Source organism: Chryseobacterium sp. C39-AII1, assembly GCF_039672645.1.
Taxonomy (GTDB): Bacteria; Bacteroidota; Bacteroidia; order Flavobacteriales; family Weeksellaceae; genus Chryseobacterium.
The window spans coordinates 59720-74674 of record NZ_JBDFPQ010000016.1 but is presented as its reverse complement, the minus strand read 5'-3'; the positions used below and the strand labels follow the sequence as shown (position 1 = coordinate 74674).

Sequence of the window (14955 nt, the reverse complement as noted above, 5' to 3'; positions counted from 1 at the left end):
CACGCGAGCTGGGTTCAGAACGTCGTGAGACAGTTCGGTCTCTATCTATTGCGGGCGTTAGATGTTTGAGAGGCAGCGAAGCTGCCGCGCCGAAACCCAAAAAAGCGAGTAGCGAAAGCTGGAAATGGCTTCAAAAAAAATAAAGCAACATTCAAATAGTTCCAAATGAAATTAAAGTAATATCATATTAAATTAAACTTCAAATTGAGAAGTTGAAAGAAGATTTTTTATCTTTGGAACATGAATTGGGAGAACATTGCCGGACAGGAAAATCTGAAAAAGCTTCTTAGAGACAGTATCGTCGAAAACAGAGTGAGCCACGCCCAGCTTTTCACGGGAAAAGAAGGGTATGGAACGTTGCCGATGGTTTTGGCGTATGCTAAAGAGGTTTTACAGGGTGAAAATCCTCATGCCGCTTCAAAAGTGGAGCATTTGAATCATCTGGATTTGCATTTCAGTTTCCCGGTTTTTACAGACAACAAAAATTCTTTAAGTAAAAATAAATTTGAAGAGTTCCGTGAGATGATCATGGCTTCACCGTATGCAAGTTATGATGACTGGACGGCTTTTTTAGAGTCTGAAAACAAGCAGCTTTTCATTTCTGCAGATGAAATTGATGATCAGAATCAAAAGTTTTCTCTTAAAAGTTTTGAGGGCGGAACCAAAATCCTAATCGTTTGGAGAGCCGATAAAATGAATATTGCGGCTTCCAATAAATTTCTGAAATTTTTAGAAGAACCTCCCGCGAAAACCATTATTCTCCTTACCGCAGAGTCTACCAATGATATTCTTCCGACCATTCTTTCGAGAACGCAGGTGGTGGAAGTTCCGAGGATTAATAATGAAGATATCGAGGTTTATTTAAAGAAGAACTTCAATGTAACTGATGAAAAAGTAAGAGAAATCGTACATGAAGCACAAGGAGATTTGAATGATGCGATTAAATTATTACAATCAGGAACAAAGAATGAAGAGTTTGAAAAATTATTTGTGCAATGGGTTCGTGACGCGTTTATGGTGAAAAAGAAACCGCAGTTTCTGAAAAATATTATCGTTTGGGCTCGTGAAATTGCAGGCTGGAATCGTGAAAAGCAAAAGAACTTTTTAAATTATTGCTCTGAGATTTTCAGGCTGGCTTTGCTTCAAAATTATCAGTCTGAAAGTTTGGTCTATAAAAAGATTGATGCCAATGGTTTTAATTGGGTTGGCTTTTCAAAATTTATTAGCGGAGCCAATATTGAAAGTATTTTGGAAGAAATAAGCACTGCCGATTTGCATCTTACCCGAAATGGAAATCCTAAGATTGTCTGGACAGATCTGGGCATTAAATTATCGAGATATATTCATAAAAATTCATAAAATAAACCCCAGCAAATCGCCGGAGTTTTTAGTTTTTATTCGAAAACAATATCGATATAAGGAATTGATCCGTTATTAAGAGGACCTCCGGTTCCGTAAAATGATGATCCTGTAATTTTTAAATCTCCGTGAACCACTGGAAAAGTTGAATTTGTGATTAACCTTCCAATGGTGTTGACAATGTTTCCAGCGTAATTATTCTGACTTCTTTTTATGGTATAAGAATGTCCGGACTTTATAACTGTCGGTATTATAGTTACATAAGATGTACTCGCAGAGGAAAATAGGTGACTATCTGAGTAAACCGTGACAGCATCTGTGTTATCATAAATTTCAATCAAATAGGGTGTTCCGCTCATGGCAGGTGCACTTTGATAGCCCACTTTACAAATGACTTTATTGGATGTTACACTAAATGTGTAAGAGTGAGTAACAAGATCTAATGTTTGTGCAGTTCCTGGGTTAGTAGGAGTTACCAGACTATTATACAACTGATTGAAGGTTGTGTTTGAAGAATCACAATACAAATTTTGAATTTCTTCGTCCATTTCATCATCAACCTGACAGCCCAAGTTCAATAATAATGCAACGGAAAATAAAAAGGGGATAAATTTTTGTCTCATATAAATTGATTAATAATTGTTTTCTTGCTATTAGTTTATGATTTCAAATTTTAAATTAACCTTTTGATCAATATTAAATTTTGATAGTTTCAAATATAAATAAAATCGTCAGTTGATTAGCTTAAATTTTATTTCCTGACTTATTTTTAAAGTTAAATTTCTAAAAATGCAGTGCAGAGGCTCATTTTGGTGAAAATTTGACTTAAAATATCATATTAAATTACCAAATCTATAATGTTAATTAATATTATAAATAAACCATAAAAGTATGTAATTCAATAGTTTAAAATTTTAAATATTAAAAATAAATTAAAAAATCAATCAATCGTTTGATTTATTTGGAATCTTGTGTAAATTTGCACCCTGAAAACAGAACATAGAATGTTATCAAAAGAAGAAAATATATTATATGCTGCGGAAAAGCTTTTTGCTGAGAAAGGTTTTGAAGGAACTTCTACCAGAGAGATCGCCAAAGCAGCGAATGTAAACATTTCTATGATTTCCTATTATTTCGGTTCAAAAGAAAAGCTTTACGAGAAGTTGGTGGAATACAGGATGAATGAAGGGCAATTCTTTTCGAAAGATATTATTGAAAGAACAGACATCAATGAGTGGGAAAAAGTAGAAAAAATTGTCGATCAGTTTGCAGGTAAGGTAAGAAACCATAAATGTTTCTACAGAATTATGCAAAGAGAGCAATTACATGCAGAGAATCCTCATATTATTGAGTTTTTGAAGCAGACAAAAATGGGATTTATTTCCATGTATTCAAAAATATTGGAAAGTGGCTTGAAGAAAGGAATTTTCACCAAAAATCCTCCGATCTATCTTCTGCATTCTACCGTGAGCGGAACATTGTTTTACGCGTCTAATGCAAAGGAAATGTATAAAGAATTCCTTAACGATACGGAAGATGAAGACACTTTTGATGAAAAGTATTACACAGAACTTAATAAACATATTAAATATTTACTAAAAGACCTTTTAGGTTATGAAGAAAATAAATAACTCAGTCCTTGCACTGGCCCTATTCGTAGGGATTGCAAACACAAATGCTCAGGAGAAAAAAACATTGACTCTTGATGAAGCTGTGCAGTTGGGTATCCAAAACAGCAAAAATCTGAAGATCGATGCAGCGAAGATCGAAGAGGCTACTGCTGATCTCTTAGAGGCGAAGAACAGGCAACTTCCAGAATTGAAAATTTCTGGGAGTTATATGTATCTTCCCAATAAACCAAATGTGAATATAAAACTTCCGGGAGTTTCATCGGAAGGTGGAAGCAGTCCTGAGGTACATCAGGTAGCTTACGGTTCAGTAAATCTAAGTGTTCCCATTTACAGCGGCGGAAGAATAAAATACGGAATTCAGTCTGCGAAATATTTGGTGGAAGCATCAAAATTGAGCACAGAAAACGATAAAATAGCGATTGCTTATAATGTTGCTCAGGCTTATAATAACTTGTTTAAAGCCAATCAGTCCATCAAAGTTTTAGAAGAAAACCTTACAGCTTCTCAAAAGAGAGATGAAACTTTCCTTAAACTTGAAAATAACGGTGTGATTGCGAGAAACGACCGTTTAAAGGCAAATCTTCAGACTTCAAATATAGAATTGCAATTATTGGAAGCTAAAAACAATTACAATATTGCCAATATCAATATGGATTTGTTATTGGGAATTCCTGAAACGACAGAAATTGAGGTTGATCAAAATTATATTGATGAAGGTTCAGACATAAAACCTGTTGATTTCTATGTAAATGAAGCGAAAGATAATCGTAAAGATCTTCAGGCTTTAGGAAAACAAAGAGAAGCAGCAGCATTGGGAACAAAAGCAGCAAAAGCTGAAAATCTTCCTTCTATTGCATTTACAGGTGGATATGTAGCGGCGGATATTCCGAAATTTTTAACGATTTACAATGCCGTAAATGTTGGGATTGGAGTTTCTTACAACTTATCTAATATCTGGAAAGAAAATTCTTCATACAAACAGTCTCAGGCGAGAGAAAAACAACTTTCTGCATCTAATGAGCTATTGAATGATAATATTAAGCTTGATGTAAACAGAGAATATCAAAACACCGATTATTCTAAAAAGAGAATCACTGTTTTTGAAAAATCTGCAGAACAGGCGAACGAAAATTACAGAATCACAAAAAATAAATACGACAACGGTTTGGCAACCATGACGGAATTGCTGGATGCAGATGCGGCTCAGATCGCAGCAAACGTTGGCGTAATCAATGCTAAAGCAGATGCGGCATTGGCCTACAGAAAACTATTACAAACTACAGGAACTTTAACAATTAAATAAATTAAGAACAATACCAACAATGGAAAATAATAATACACAAGCGACTGAACCTAAAAAGAAAAAAAGTTTAGTTTTCCCAATTATTTTGGCGGTTGTTTTGATCGGTGGAGGAATCTACGGATATAACGCTTACACTTACGGGCAGGGGCACGAAGAAACAGACGATGCACAGATTGCTTCTAACCTGTCTCCGGTAATTTCTAAAATTTCCGGGTATGTAACAGAGGTTAAAGTAAAAGATAACCAGTTCGTGAAAAAAGGAGATACTTTGGTGATTCTGGATAGCAGAGATCAGAAAATGGCTCTTCAGCAAGCAGAAGCGGCATTGGTAACAGCAAAAAGTAATATTTCAAACGCACAGGCTTCTACTACGGCAACTTCGAAAAATATTGGTTCTTCTCAAGCAGCGGTAACGACAGCTAATGCACAAATTGAAGCAGCAAAAGTAAACGTGTGGAAAACCGCTCAGGATTTAAAAAGATATTCTGTGTTGGTAAAAGACCACTCGATTACAGAACAGCAATATGAGCAGGCTTTGGCAGCAAAACAATCGGCTGACAGACAGTTACAGGTTTTGGTTGACCAAAGAAATCAAATCGCTCAACAAACTAATATCGCATCTTCTCAAACGGCGGCGAGCTCTCAACAAATCAGTGTTGCGGGATCTGTAGCTAAACAAAGAGAAGTAGATGTGGAAAATGCAAAATTAAATTTATCATACACCGTAATTGTTGCTCCTGAAGACGGATATGTTGGTAAAGTTCCAACGCAGGCTGGACAATATTTACAGGCTGGTTCGCAATTATTTGCTTTAATTAAAAACGACCAGAAATGGGTAGTGGCTAACTTCAAAGAAACTCAGGTTGACAGAATGGTTGAAGGCCAAAAAGTAAAAATCGAGATCGATGCATTTCCTGATCAGGAATTCGACGGAGTGGTAAGCTCTTTCTCTCCTGCAACGGGTGCTACATTCTCTATCCTTCCTCCGGATAACGCGAGTGGTAACTTCGTAAAAGTGGTTCAGAGACTTCCGGTAAAAATTGATTTTGTGAATCTTGATAAAAATATCGCAAAAAGATTAAGAACAGGAATGAATGTGAAAGCAGAAGTTTCTTTAAAATAATAAAAAAATAAGTGAATTGTCAGTTTTGCTGAAGCAGGTTAATTGTGAAATGTAAAATGAAGGAGTAAAAATTGACGAATGAAATGGATTTACCATTGACAATTCACCTTTTTTAAATATAAGAGAATTGTCAGTTTTGCAGAGGCAAGTCGATAATGAAGATGAAAATGCCGAAAGACTAAACTGATGATGAAGGAGATGCCGGAAATGCAGACAGAATCAATGAAATGTGGAAATGAAGTAGTAAAATTACCATGAAGTTGATGACAATGCAGAGGAAAATCAATGTAGATGTGGAAATGAAGACGATATATTGATAGATGAAAATGATGCCGGCCGTGCTGATGACCATCAGTAATGATGTTGAAAATGAAGCAATGATCGACAATAATGTTGAATGATCACTGACAATTCACTTTTTTAAATTAAGAAATATAGAGGTTAAGGCTAAGATTAAAGGTAAAAGGAAACTTTCACAGACTCTAATTTTTTAATCTTTTAATTATTAAATACTTAAAGTTTAATACAGAGTTTTATCCTCCTCTCTTAATTCAATAAAATATTAAAAAAACTATGCAAGATTCATTAGTAGAATATGGAGCCCGAAGAGTAATCATTACGATTACGGCGATTCTTTGTGCTCTGCTTGAGATTGTAGACTCCACAATCGTAAACGTTGCCCTGAACGAGATGAAGGGTAACTTGGGAGCTACACTTTCAGAAGTCGGCTGGGTGATTACAGCATACGCTATCGGTAACGTAATTGTAGTACCGATGACGAGCTGGCTGTCTCAACAGTTCGGACGAAGAAACTATTTTGCTGCATCTATTATTATATTTACCGTATTTTCATTTTTATGCGGAAACGCAACTAATATTTGGGAACTGGTATTTTTCAGATTAATGCAGGGAATTGGTGGGGGAGCCCTTTTGGTAACTTCACAAACGATTATTACGGAGTCTTATCCGATTGAAAAAAGAAGTATGGCTCAGGCGATCTATGGTCTTGGGGTAATCATCGGGCCAACATTAGGTCCGCCACTGGGAGGATATATCGTAGATAACTTCAGCTGGCCGTATATTTTCTATATTAATATTCCTATCGGGATTGCAGCGACTTTAATGACGCTTCAGTTTGTGAGAAGTCCGAAATATGCTGAAAAACGTAAAGCTTCAGATGTCGACTGGTTAGGAATTGCTTTATTGGCGATTACAGTTGGTTCGCTTCAATATATTTTGGAAAGAGGACACGAAGAAGACTGGTTTGCCAGCGAATGGATTGTTCTGTTTACCGTGTCAGCTGTTTTAGGATTTATTTTATTCATTTGGCGAGAGCTTACGTTTAAATATCCTATTGTGGAATTGAGGGTTTTGAAAAACAGTAATTTAAGGATTGGTACCATAATGTCCTTTGTATTAGGATTTGGTTTGTACGGTTCTACCTTTATTGTTCCTTTGTATACGCAGAGTATTTTGGGTTGGACGGCACTTCAGTCGGGCGCTTTAATGATTCCGGCAGCTTTAACCACAGCATTTATGATGCCTATTATCGGTAGATTATTGTCAAAAGGTGCTAAACAGCAGATTTTGGTTTCTTTGGGATTGTTTATTTTCTTTATTTACAGTTTCTGGGGTTACAAGATTTTAACGCCTGATACAGGTAAGGATGCCTTCTTTTGGATGCTTATTGTAAGAGGGGCGGGTCTTGGATTATTATTTATCCCGATCACTTCATTATCATTAAGTACATTGAAAGGTCAGGAAATTGGTCAGGGGGCGGCTTTTACAGGGATGATGAGACAGTTGGGAGGTTCTTTCGGGATTGCAGCAATTACTACATTTATTGCCAATGCCAGTCAGAAATACAGAGTTAATCTGATTACCCACCTCGATGAAACAGATTTTGCCGTTCAGCAGAGATTGCAGGCTTTAAAAGGAAGTTTCATGGCAAAAGGAATGACTCCCGATGCCGCAATGAATGCCGCTTACAAAATGCTCGATCTCTCCGTAACGAAACAGGCAACGGTACTTTCTTATATGGATGTTTTCCTTTATTTAGGGGTGATATTCTTAATTTGTATTCCGTTTATCCTATTCGTGAAAGAACGAAAAAGTAAAGAAAAAATAGATTTGAGTGGCGTACACTAAATCTTTTCAAAATACATATAAAACCTCCGCAATTGTGGAGGTTTTTTGTTTTGCTGGAATATTAAACTTTAGCTTATTATGGTTTTAAATTCCCCTTCTTTGAAGGGGTGGCTTTTTGCGAAAGCAAAAAGACGGGGTAGTTTGTACAGAAAATAATAACTAAGATCGTTTGAAATAGCAAAAAACCACCCCGCTAAAAATCCTTTGAATTTTCGCCACCCCTCCGTGAGAGGAGAATTTTTTTTGATTTTTGACTTATCCTGAAATGAAAGAGGAAAACCTAGCCCCGATAGAAACGACATCCTTTTTGGTTGCGGCTGGAGCGAAGCGGAAGCCGTAACCAAAAAGATAAAGTGGATAGCGGGATAAAGCTCCTGAATATATTTTAGATTAATCTTTCTGCAAACTTTCCTTATGCAGTTTTCCCCATTTTTCAAGTTCATCAATTATTGGTTTTAATTGATATCCAACCTCGGTTAATTCATATTCAACTCTTGGCGGAACTTCGGCGTAGACGGTTCTGGTGACAATTTTATCATCTTCAAGCCTTCGCAATTGAAGAGTAAGCATACGTTCTGTAATATTTCCGAGTTTCTTTTTCAGTTCGCCAAATCTCAACTTTCCATTGATGAGATAACAACAGATGGCTAAAGACCATTGTCCGCCGATCATATTCGAGGCATGAACTTCGGGACATTCGTCAGCAAGAGCTTTTTTATTGGCAAAATTGGTAGATGTTTCTTTTATTTTAGTCATTACTTACATTTTTTATAGTACCATACAACGGGGCGTTACTATCGGAAATGTAAGTTACACCTATTATTTTTGTAATGAAAATTTAAAATATGAAAACATTAATTATCGTTATCCATCCTCATATGGAAACCTCTGTTATCAATAAAAGATGGATTGAAGAACTGAATAAATTTCCGGAAAAATATACAGTGCATGAATTATATCAAGCTTATCCCGACGAAAAGATTGATATTAAAAAAGAGCAGGAACTGATAGAATCTTATGATAAAATTATATTTCAGTTTCCTTTTTATTGGTTTAGCAGTCCGCCATTGTTGAAAAAATGGTTTGATGAGGTGCTTTTATACGGTTGGGCATACGGAAGCAAAAGCGGATTTAAAGTAGGAGAGAAGAAGATTGCACTGGCGATCTCTACAGGAATTGATGATGAAGGTTTCAGCGCTTCAGGAAAATATAAATATACGATGAAAGAACTCACCCGACCTTTTGAATTAACTTTTGAATATATAAAGGCAGATTATAGAGAACCTTTTATTTATTTTGGTTTAGAACAAAACCCTTCATTGGAATGGGTGGAAAGAAGCGTTCCGATGTATCTTGATTTTATTGATAAATTATAGGCTTAAACCTTGAAAATGAAGTCCGTGAATAGTATCACGGACTTTTTTAGGACAAATTCTACGTTTCTTACCCGGTCGGTGGGGTTGCAAAACTTCGTTTTTGGAGACTTGAACTCTGTCGTCAGGGTTTTTAATAGTGTCGTTGGGGTCTCGAACCTCTCTTTCGGGGTTGAACAATGGCCTGCCGCAGTTCACGACTACTCTTACGGGGTTTAGAACCTCGTTGCCGGGGTTGGTAGACCCCAAAATTGATCTTCAGAACCCCGATGTCGAACTTCAAAACCTCGTGTTCACATTCCGAAACCCCGTTATAGGAGTTCTTCAACCTCGATGTACCATTTCAAAACCCCGTTGTACCATTTCGATACTCGAAGAATGGCTTTGGTATTATTAAAATTCTTTAAAGAAATATATTTATTCAAGTTTGGCTGTCCATTCAATTCCGCTGATATCAATGAGTTTTAAAGAATGTATTTTGTCTGATGGAATATCATTTATACTCACCTTTAAATCTGCTTTGGAGCCCAAAGGAATAATCAGGCTGTGCTTTCCTGGTTTCACTTTAGCCACATAATGATTCAGGATATTTTCTTTCGGAAATGTTGAAAGCTCGGAAGGATTGAGTTCTTTCAAAACATTTCCGTCTTTATCCAATAGTTGAATTCCGATGAGGAATGAGCCGTAAACATCTACGCCCTCCGTTCGGAAAATCTGGAAACTTAGATAAGAATGATTGAATGAAATATTAGAAATTTCAATCTTTGGCTTTACAGATTTGTTATGTAATTTTCCCCAAACACCACCATGAAAATATTGATTGGTGAAAAGGGTAAGTCCGAAAATCAATAAAGAACCTATCAATACAAAACGTTTAGTATTAGCAATTGGCAAAACTCCTGAACCAAAATAAGAAAACCATTTTCTCTTGGTAAAGCTGAGATTTTTGTCTAAAAGATATTGATCGAGTGAATAATAGGAGCTTCCTGTCAGAAAAAGTGTAAATCCACCGGCAATTCCCAGAACTCCGATTTGCCATTCGTCCAGACAAGTCGTGCCGATCCAGCCGGATCCCAGTAGAATTCCCATTGCTAATGCAAAAACTCCGATGCTCATGAGTCGGGTAAATAATCCGAGGATGAGGCATAATCCTAAAATGGCTTCCACGATGGTGAAGGTCATCATTGAGGTTTGTAAAGCATCGGGATGTGTTACGAGATATTCGATGATAGGTTTAATGCCTAAAGCATTCGGCAGGAAATGATTGAATTTTTCTCCGATATACCCTGCTTCATCGGGAATTAATTTATTTTCAAGGATTAAACGGCGCCAGAAGGCAGAAAAGTATGTCCACCCAATTACTAGGCGTAGAGATAGGGTGAATAAACCAGCCATATTATTGGACTGATGCGTTGTTTTATTGTTCATTGAAGTGTATTTAAATGATTAAAATAAAAATAGCGTAAAGAAAATTTTAAGCTATATCCAATTTCAATCGTTTAAATAAAATGTACTTCGGCGGACTGTTGCCTGTGGTAAATCCTGAATAATGATTCGTAAAAACCTTCTTTTCTGAATTGATTTTAGAAGATAATTCAATGATAAATTCATGCTTATCGAGTTTTTTAGCAACTTTTAAAGCAGTAACTTTCGAAGATTTTTCAGAAAAATAAATACAACTGTTCGCGGAACTTGCTGTAGTTTTTACTTTGTTTAAAGTATTGAGATGCTGAATGTCAAAAATTCCCAAAACATCTCTTTTCACCGAACATGGCGATAAAGAGAACATCAAAACAAGCAAGGTAATGAATGCTTTGTATGGTTTGATATAGAATTTGAGGTTTGACATTCTTACAAAACTAGGGTTTTATTTCAGATTATTTTATTTAAAATTTTATTTCTATTAAAAAAATAAAAAAAGTATCCTTAAAAAAGGATACCAGTAAGCTAATTAACCATTTAGTAGTAAATTGTTAATCAGGCATGAATTTTAAAATTTATTTTCTTTCAACTTAAATATTTATTGTCAATTATTTGAGGAACTTACTAGAAAATATTTAATGATTTATGTTGTTAGAATCTCTTGGTTTTTAATTATTAATATAAGAAGCATTGAATGACATTGATATAGCCCTACAAACCATATTTCCTCCAGAAGCAACTCCATTATTAAAAGATCTTATCATTCTCACATCTATGGTATGGCTGCCTGCAGTTAAAGATTTAACGGTACTCATGGTATACTGAGTCTGAGATCCTCCCTGTACACGTTCCTGAGTGGTGAGAAAAACATTGGTGGGTGCATTGTCAATAAACAATCTAGCCTGATAATAAGAGGCACCACCTCCCGGAAGAAAAGTGAAGTAATCTATTCCCAGCATAAAATTGATAAAAACAGCTTTTCCTCCTACGGGTATATTCAGAGTTTGTTGTGAAGATGGAATCAAGGTATAGTCGAGATCATTTACATTATAACTAAATCCTGTAGAGTTTGATACTTCTTCGGTAACAACACTAGGAGTTGTAGGGGTAGGTACTGTAATCACATTGCCCGACGCGTCTACTCCAAGATTTTGCCCGGAAGCAGATGTAGGTGTTGCAGAAGTAAGGTTTCTAAACTTTAATCCGCTGATATTTGCTAATCCTGAATTAATTTCAGCTTTCGTAGTGGGTATTGTTGTTCCTATACCTAGATTTCCTGAAGAGGCTATTGTGAAATCATTAAGCTGTTGACTGTTGCTAGGGGATCCCGATGCGTTATTATCTTTGGAACCATCTACATGAAAAGCGGTCTGCGGGTTGTTGGTATTTACTCCTATCTGTGCGGAAATTGATTGAAATCCTAAAAAAGCTGCTAATAATAAATTTTTTCTCATAAATTATTAGTTTAGGTATGAAGCGTTGAATGACATTGAAATAGGTCGGCATCCTGTAACTGTTCCTGCAGCCGTTCCGTTGTTGGCGGTTCTTCTCATGCGAATATCAAGGGTGTGATTTCCTGCTGTAAGAAATTTTACGGTATTTAAAGTATAAGAGAGTTGTTGACCTCCTGTTGCTGAGGTAGATCCTACGGGTTCCTGAACAATAAGATAAGTATTTGTTGCCACTCCGTCGATAAATAACATAGCTCTAAAATATCCGGCTCCGGTACCATCTAATGTTGTAAAATCTATTCCCAACATAAAGTTGATAAATAATGCTTTTCCACCGGTGGGAATAGTTACTGTTTGTGTAGTTCCTGAAACCAATGTATCAGAGCTGTCATTCACATTAAAGTCTGCGCCTGTGCTGGATGCAACTTCATAAGGTGTAACGCTTACTGCGGTAGGATTGGGTAGAGTAATTACATTTCCGGAAGCATCTACACCAATGGTTTGTCCTGATGAAATTGGTGTTGTAGAGGTTAAGTTTGTAAATTTAAGTCCGCTGGTGTTAGCCGTTCCTGAATTTATTTCCACTTTTGCGGTAGGAGTGGTGGTACCTATCCCTAGATTTCCTGTATTGGTGATGATGACATCATTTGCTTGCTGCGCTGCAGTTGGTGCTCCAGAATTATTATTGTCTTTTGCTCCGTCTACGTGGAAAGTACCCTGAGGATTGGAGGTGTTTATTCCCACTTGAGCTAATGAGATACCAGAAGCCACAAGAGAGCAAATGAGGATAATCTTTTGTTTCATAATTTAATAGTTTATTAATTGATAATTCTTTTTAGAATTTAATTTGAAAAATGAAATTGTCTTTTATTGAATTTTGCTATGATTGTGAGTAGCAGAAGTGGTAAAAGGGATATATTCTTCCTTAGTCATAGATGTTTGCAAAATTATATTATGTGTTGAAATAAATAATTATTTGCAAATATATATTTAAATATTTCCTTTATTTTTAAATTTTTTATTAATTATTTTAAGTAATTGAAAATGATTGATTTAATTTTGAAAATATTTCTCGATGTTAGGAAGTTGCTTTTTCTGTTGAATTTTTTTGTTACTGACAAACAGTTGTCACCCATCAACCTATCTTTGTAATGATTAACACATACATAGGTTGAAAAAATTAATTTATAGAAAAATGGAAGACAGCAATTTTTATAAAATCATAGAACGATCTCTTGAAATAAGAGAGAAATATCATCAGTTAGAAATTCAGCAAAATGGTAAAGAATGGACTTTAGAGCAGGACGCTTTAGCCTATCTTACCGATGCCGGATTGATTGGAAGAAACGTAATGTCTCACGAAAAAACTTGGTCTAAGAAAAATTCTACTGAAGAACTAGAACATAAATTAGGTGAAAATATCTGGTGGTTGATTATCTTAGCCAACAAAACCGGAATTGACATTAATGAGGCTGTAGAAAAGTTCTTAACTAAAACTGAAAATATACTGAAATGAGTTATTGTTTAGCCATCAATAGAATGGAGCCCGAAAGCAGAAGAGCACTTCATAAAAATTATCACGACAATCATTACGGATTTCCGATTCATGATGATAATGAACTTTTTGGAAGATTAATAATGGAAATTAATCAGGCAGGATTGAGCTGGGAAACGATCTTAAAAAAAGAAGAAGGTTTTAGAAATGCTTACGATAATTTTGATATTGAAAAAGTAGCAGCTTACACAGAAGAAGACCGCGAAAGATTACTAAACGATCCCGGAATTATCCGAAATAAATTGAAGGTAAATGCGGCGATTGAAAATGCAAAAACAATTATCAAATTAAAGGAAGAATTTGGCTCTTTTGAAAAATGGCTGGAACATCATCATCCCAGACCATTACAGGATTGGATGAAATTATTCAAGAAAACTTTCAAGTTCACCGGTGGCGAAATTGTGAATGAATTTTTAATGAGTACCGGATATTTAAAAGGTTGCCATGATGAGAGTTGCCCTGTTTATGAGAAGGTTTTGAAGAAGAACCCGATGTGGAATGAGAAATAGTTTCAGGTTTTATATTTTTTTGGATTTCTGCGGTGGCGGAGCCACCGCAGAAATCCAAAAAAATAACTCATATTGACATTATTGAAATTTCAACTTTAAGCTGTCATTTGTTTTTTGAATTTCCTTGTAAATTTTACTCAGTTTAGCATCATTTATAGTTGAAGAAATATTTTCACTTTTAGCTTTCTGAGTATTTTCAAAAAACTTTTGAAAATTAAATCCTTCAAGTTCCTTTTTAGTATAAAAGATTTGGAACTTTCCTCCAGTTTTGGTGGTTATTTTTGAAATCTGAACGGTGTCAAAAGGTTCTACTTTTACCTTATCAAAGGTAACTTTATTATTGAGATCCATCATTACGGGCATTAGAGCATAATCTTTTGCGGTCATCACAACAGAATTGATCGTAATGTTATTTCTAATCGCATCGTTTAATGGAATATCAATCGAATAAGATTTTATATTTTCATTTCCATCAGTAATCAGAAGAATCGACTTATTATGAAGTTCAGAATCTAATGAGGCAATCCCATTAAGCAATCCGTGAGAAAAGTTGGTTCCAGGTTTTAAAACCATAATTCCTTTATCGGCTTTATCAATAGCAGATAATAATTGATTTTTATCCTTTGTTAAAGGGCATAAAATATAGGAATTTGCTGAATAAACAACAATTGAAAATGCTTGGTTTTCTTTCTTATGATTAATAATATTCTTTAAAAGAGTTTTTACGACATCAATTCTGCTGGGTTCAAAATCTTTTGCCCACATCGTTATCGAATTATCAACCAAAATAGCAATATTCTGCTGAGGAAGTTCTTTCTGAGCAGTAGTTTTTGTTTCTGTTTTTGAACAGCTTAAAATGGAGGTGAAAAGTAGTAAGTAAAGATATTTCATCATTTTAATTTGATATTTAAGATAATTATTTTGGATGTTTAGAGGTTTTGTTTTTCAATAATAAGCTTATAAGGCATATAATAATTCCTAAAATGAAAGATGGAAGCCAAAGGATAAAACAAAACTCTGCAATTGTAAGGGTAAATTTTGAAAAATCTCCTCTAGAGGTAAACATTCCCACTCCAAATAA

Annotated in this window: 15 protein-coding genes and 1 rRNA gene; 9 read left to right on the top strand and 7 right to left on the bottom strand. The window is 35.3% G+C overall.

The annotated features are described in order from the left end of the window. A 23S ribosomal RNA gene (locus tag ABEG63_RS18575) occupies positions 1 to 201 on the top strand; the annotation flags it as partial. Between the two features lie 39 nt (positions 202 to 240). Beyond that, entirely contained in the window at positions 241 to 1359 is a 1119-nt protein-coding gene (locus ABEG63_RS18570) for a DNA polymerase III subunit delta' (protein WP_346586805.1), read from the top strand. 35 nt (positions 1360 to 1394) lie between these two features. On the opposite strand, the gene ABEG63_RS18565 is transcribed toward ABEG63_RS18570, so the two are convergent. Beyond that, positions 1395 to 1982: a hypothetical protein gene (locus ABEG63_RS18565; protein ID WP_267405260.1), complete on the bottom strand. Its 588-nt coding sequence runs from the start codon at positions 1980 to 1982 to the stop codon at positions 1395 to 1397. Positions 1983 to 2363: 381 nt separating this feature from the next. Between ABEG63_RS18565 and ABEG63_RS18560 the strand changes: the two genes are divergently transcribed. The 4 genes from ABEG63_RS18560 (at position 2364) to ABEG63_RS18545 (ending at position 7564) form a co-directional block, all read left to right on the top strand. Beyond that, positions 2364 to 2990 carry a TetR/AcrR family transcriptional regulator gene (locus ABEG63_RS18560; RefSeq protein WP_267405261.1) on the top strand — a complete coding sequence of 209 codons (627 nt, stop codon included), beginning with the start codon at positions 2364 to 2366 and terminating at the stop codon, positions 2988 to 2990. Then, positions 2974 to 4293: a TolC family protein gene (locus ABEG63_RS18555; protein WP_346586803.1), complete on the top strand. Its 1320-nt coding sequence runs from the start codon at positions 2974 to 2976 to the stop codon at positions 4291 to 4293. The genes ABEG63_RS18560 and ABEG63_RS18555 overlap by 17 nt, the downstream gene beginning before the upstream one ends. Positions 4294 to 4312: 19 nt before the next feature. Continuing rightward, positions 4313 to 5416 (top strand): HlyD family secretion protein, encoded by a 1104-nt coding sequence (locus ABEG63_RS18550; RefSeq protein WP_312399763.1) that lies wholly within the window; start codon positions 4313 to 4315, stop codon positions 5414 to 5416. Between the two features lie 573 nt (positions 5417 to 5989). Next, on the top strand, positions 5990 to 7564 hold the full coding sequence (locus tag ABEG63_RS18545; protein WP_346586801.1) for a DHA2 family efflux MFS transporter permease subunit: 1575 nt from the start codon (positions 5990 to 5992) through the stop codon (positions 7562 to 7564). A 390-nt stretch (positions 7565 to 7954) separates the two neighbouring features. On the opposite strand, the gene ABEG63_RS18540 is transcribed toward ABEG63_RS18545, so the two are convergent. After that, complete coding sequence (locus ABEG63_RS18540; protein WP_346586799.1) at positions 7955 to 8320, bottom strand: winged helix-turn-helix transcriptional regulator; 366 nt, start codon at positions 8318 to 8320, stop codon at positions 7955 to 7957. Between the two features lie 89 nt (positions 8321 to 8409). Here ABEG63_RS18540 and ABEG63_RS18535 point away from each other — a divergent pair, with 89 nt between their 5' ends. Beyond that, a complete protein-coding gene (locus ABEG63_RS18535; protein ID WP_346586797.1) occupies positions 8410 to 8940 on the top strand; it encodes an NAD(P)H-dependent oxidoreductase in 531 nt (176 codons plus the stop codon). Between the two features lie 414 nt (positions 8941 to 9354). Here ABEG63_RS18535 and ABEG63_RS18530 read toward each other — a convergent pair whose 3' ends face one another. The 4 genes from ABEG63_RS18530 to ABEG63_RS18515 form a co-directional block, all read right to left on the bottom strand. Next, complete coding sequence (locus tag ABEG63_RS18530; protein ID WP_346586795.1) at positions 9355 to 10365, bottom strand: TQO small subunit DoxD; 1011 nt, start codon at positions 10363 to 10365, stop codon at positions 9355 to 9357. 46 nt (positions 10366 to 10411) lie between these two features. Beyond that, on the bottom strand, positions 10412 to 10786 hold the full coding sequence (locus tag ABEG63_RS18525; RefSeq protein ID WP_346586794.1) for a hypothetical protein: 375 nt from the start codon (positions 10784 to 10786) through the stop codon (positions 10412 to 10414). A gap of 241 nt (positions 10787 to 11027) precedes the next feature. Beyond that, entirely contained in the window at positions 11028 to 11813 is a 786-nt protein-coding gene (locus ABEG63_RS18520) for a hypothetical protein (protein ID WP_267405269.1), read from the bottom strand. A 6-nt stretch (positions 11814 to 11819) separates the two neighbouring features. After that, positions 11820 to 12614: a hypothetical protein gene (locus ABEG63_RS18515; protein ID WP_267405270.1), complete on the bottom strand. Its 795-nt coding sequence runs from the start codon at positions 12612 to 12614 to the stop codon at positions 11820 to 11822. Positions 12615 to 12981: 367 nt separating this feature from the next. Here ABEG63_RS18515 and ABEG63_RS18510 point away from each other — a divergent pair, with 367 nt between their 5' ends. After that, positions 12982 to 13326, top strand: a complete 345-nt coding sequence (locus ABEG63_RS18510; RefSeq protein WP_346586793.1) for a MazG-like protein — start codon at positions 12982 to 12984, stop codon at positions 13324 to 13326. Next, positions 13323 to 13874 carry a DNA-3-methyladenine glycosylase I gene (locus tag ABEG63_RS18505; RefSeq protein ID WP_346586791.1) on the top strand — a complete coding sequence of 184 codons (552 nt, stop codon included), beginning with the start codon at positions 13323 to 13325 and terminating at the stop codon, positions 13872 to 13874. The genes ABEG63_RS18510 and ABEG63_RS18505 overlap by 4 nt, the downstream gene beginning before the upstream one ends. Before the next feature lie 78 nt (positions 13875 to 13952). Here ABEG63_RS18505 and ABEG63_RS18500 read toward each other — a convergent pair whose 3' ends face one another. Next, entirely contained in the window at positions 13953 to 14768 is an 816-nt protein-coding gene (locus tag ABEG63_RS18500; RefSeq protein ID WP_346586790.1) for a VWA domain-containing protein, read from the bottom strand. Between the last annotated feature and the right edge of the window lie 187 nt (positions 14769 to 14955).

What these genes read in the sequence shown, in the direction of transcription:
- ABEG63_RS18565 (WP_267405260.1), bottom strand. Translation starts at nt 1,982, where the DNA reads ATGAGACAAAAATTTATCCCCTTTTTATTTTCCGTTGCATTATTATTG.
- ABEG63_RS18515 (WP_267405270.1), bottom strand. Translation starts at nt 12,614, where the DNA reads ATGAAACAAAAGATTATCCTCATTTGCTCTCTTGTGGCTTCTGGTATC.
- ABEG63_RS18525 (WP_346586794.1), bottom strand. Translation starts at nt 10,786, where the DNA reads ATGTCAAACCTCAAATTCTATATCAAACCATACAAAGCATTCATTACC.
- ABEG63_RS18530 (WP_346586795.1), bottom strand. Translation starts at nt 10,365, where the DNA reads ATGAACAATAAAACAACGCATCAGTCCAATAATATGGCTGGTTTATTC.
- ABEG63_RS18505 (WP_346586791.1), top strand. Translation starts at nt 13,323, where the DNA reads ATGAGTTATTGTTTAGCCATCAATAGAATGGAGCCCGAAAGCAGAAGA.
- ABEG63_RS18545 (WP_346586801.1), top strand. Translation starts at nt 5,990, where the DNA reads ATGCAAGATTCATTAGTAGAATATGGAGCCCGAAGAGTAATCATTACG.
- ABEG63_RS18540 (WP_346586799.1), bottom strand. Translation starts at nt 8,320, where the DNA reads ATGACTAAAATAAAAGAAACATCTACCAATTTTGCCAATAAAAAAGCT.
- ABEG63_RS18555 (WP_346586803.1), top strand. Translation starts at nt 2,974, where the DNA reads ATGAAGAAAATAAATAACTCAGTCCTTGCACTGGCCCTATTCGTAGGG.
- ABEG63_RS18560 (WP_267405261.1), top strand. Translation starts at nt 2,364, where the DNA reads ATGTTATCAAAAGAAGAAAATATATTATATGCTGCGGAAAAGCTTTTT.
- ABEG63_RS18550 (WP_312399763.1), top strand. Translation starts at nt 4,313, where the DNA reads ATGGAAAATAATAATACACAAGCGACTGAACCTAAAAAGAAAAAAAGT.
- ABEG63_RS18500 (WP_346586790.1), bottom strand. Translation starts at nt 14,768, where the DNA reads ATGATGAAATATCTTTACTTACTACTTTTCACCTCCATTTTAAGCTGT.
- ABEG63_RS18570 (WP_346586805.1), top strand. Translation starts at nt 241, where the DNA reads ATGAATTGGGAGAACATTGCCGGACAGGAAAATCTGAAAAAGCTTCTT.
- ABEG63_RS18535 (WP_346586797.1), top strand. Translation starts at nt 8,410, where the DNA reads ATGAAAACATTAATTATCGTTATCCATCCTCATATGGAAACCTCTGTT.
- ABEG63_RS18520 (WP_267405269.1), bottom strand. Translation starts at nt 11,813, where the DNA reads ATGAGAAAAAATTTATTATTAGCAGCTTTTTTAGGATTTCAATCAATT.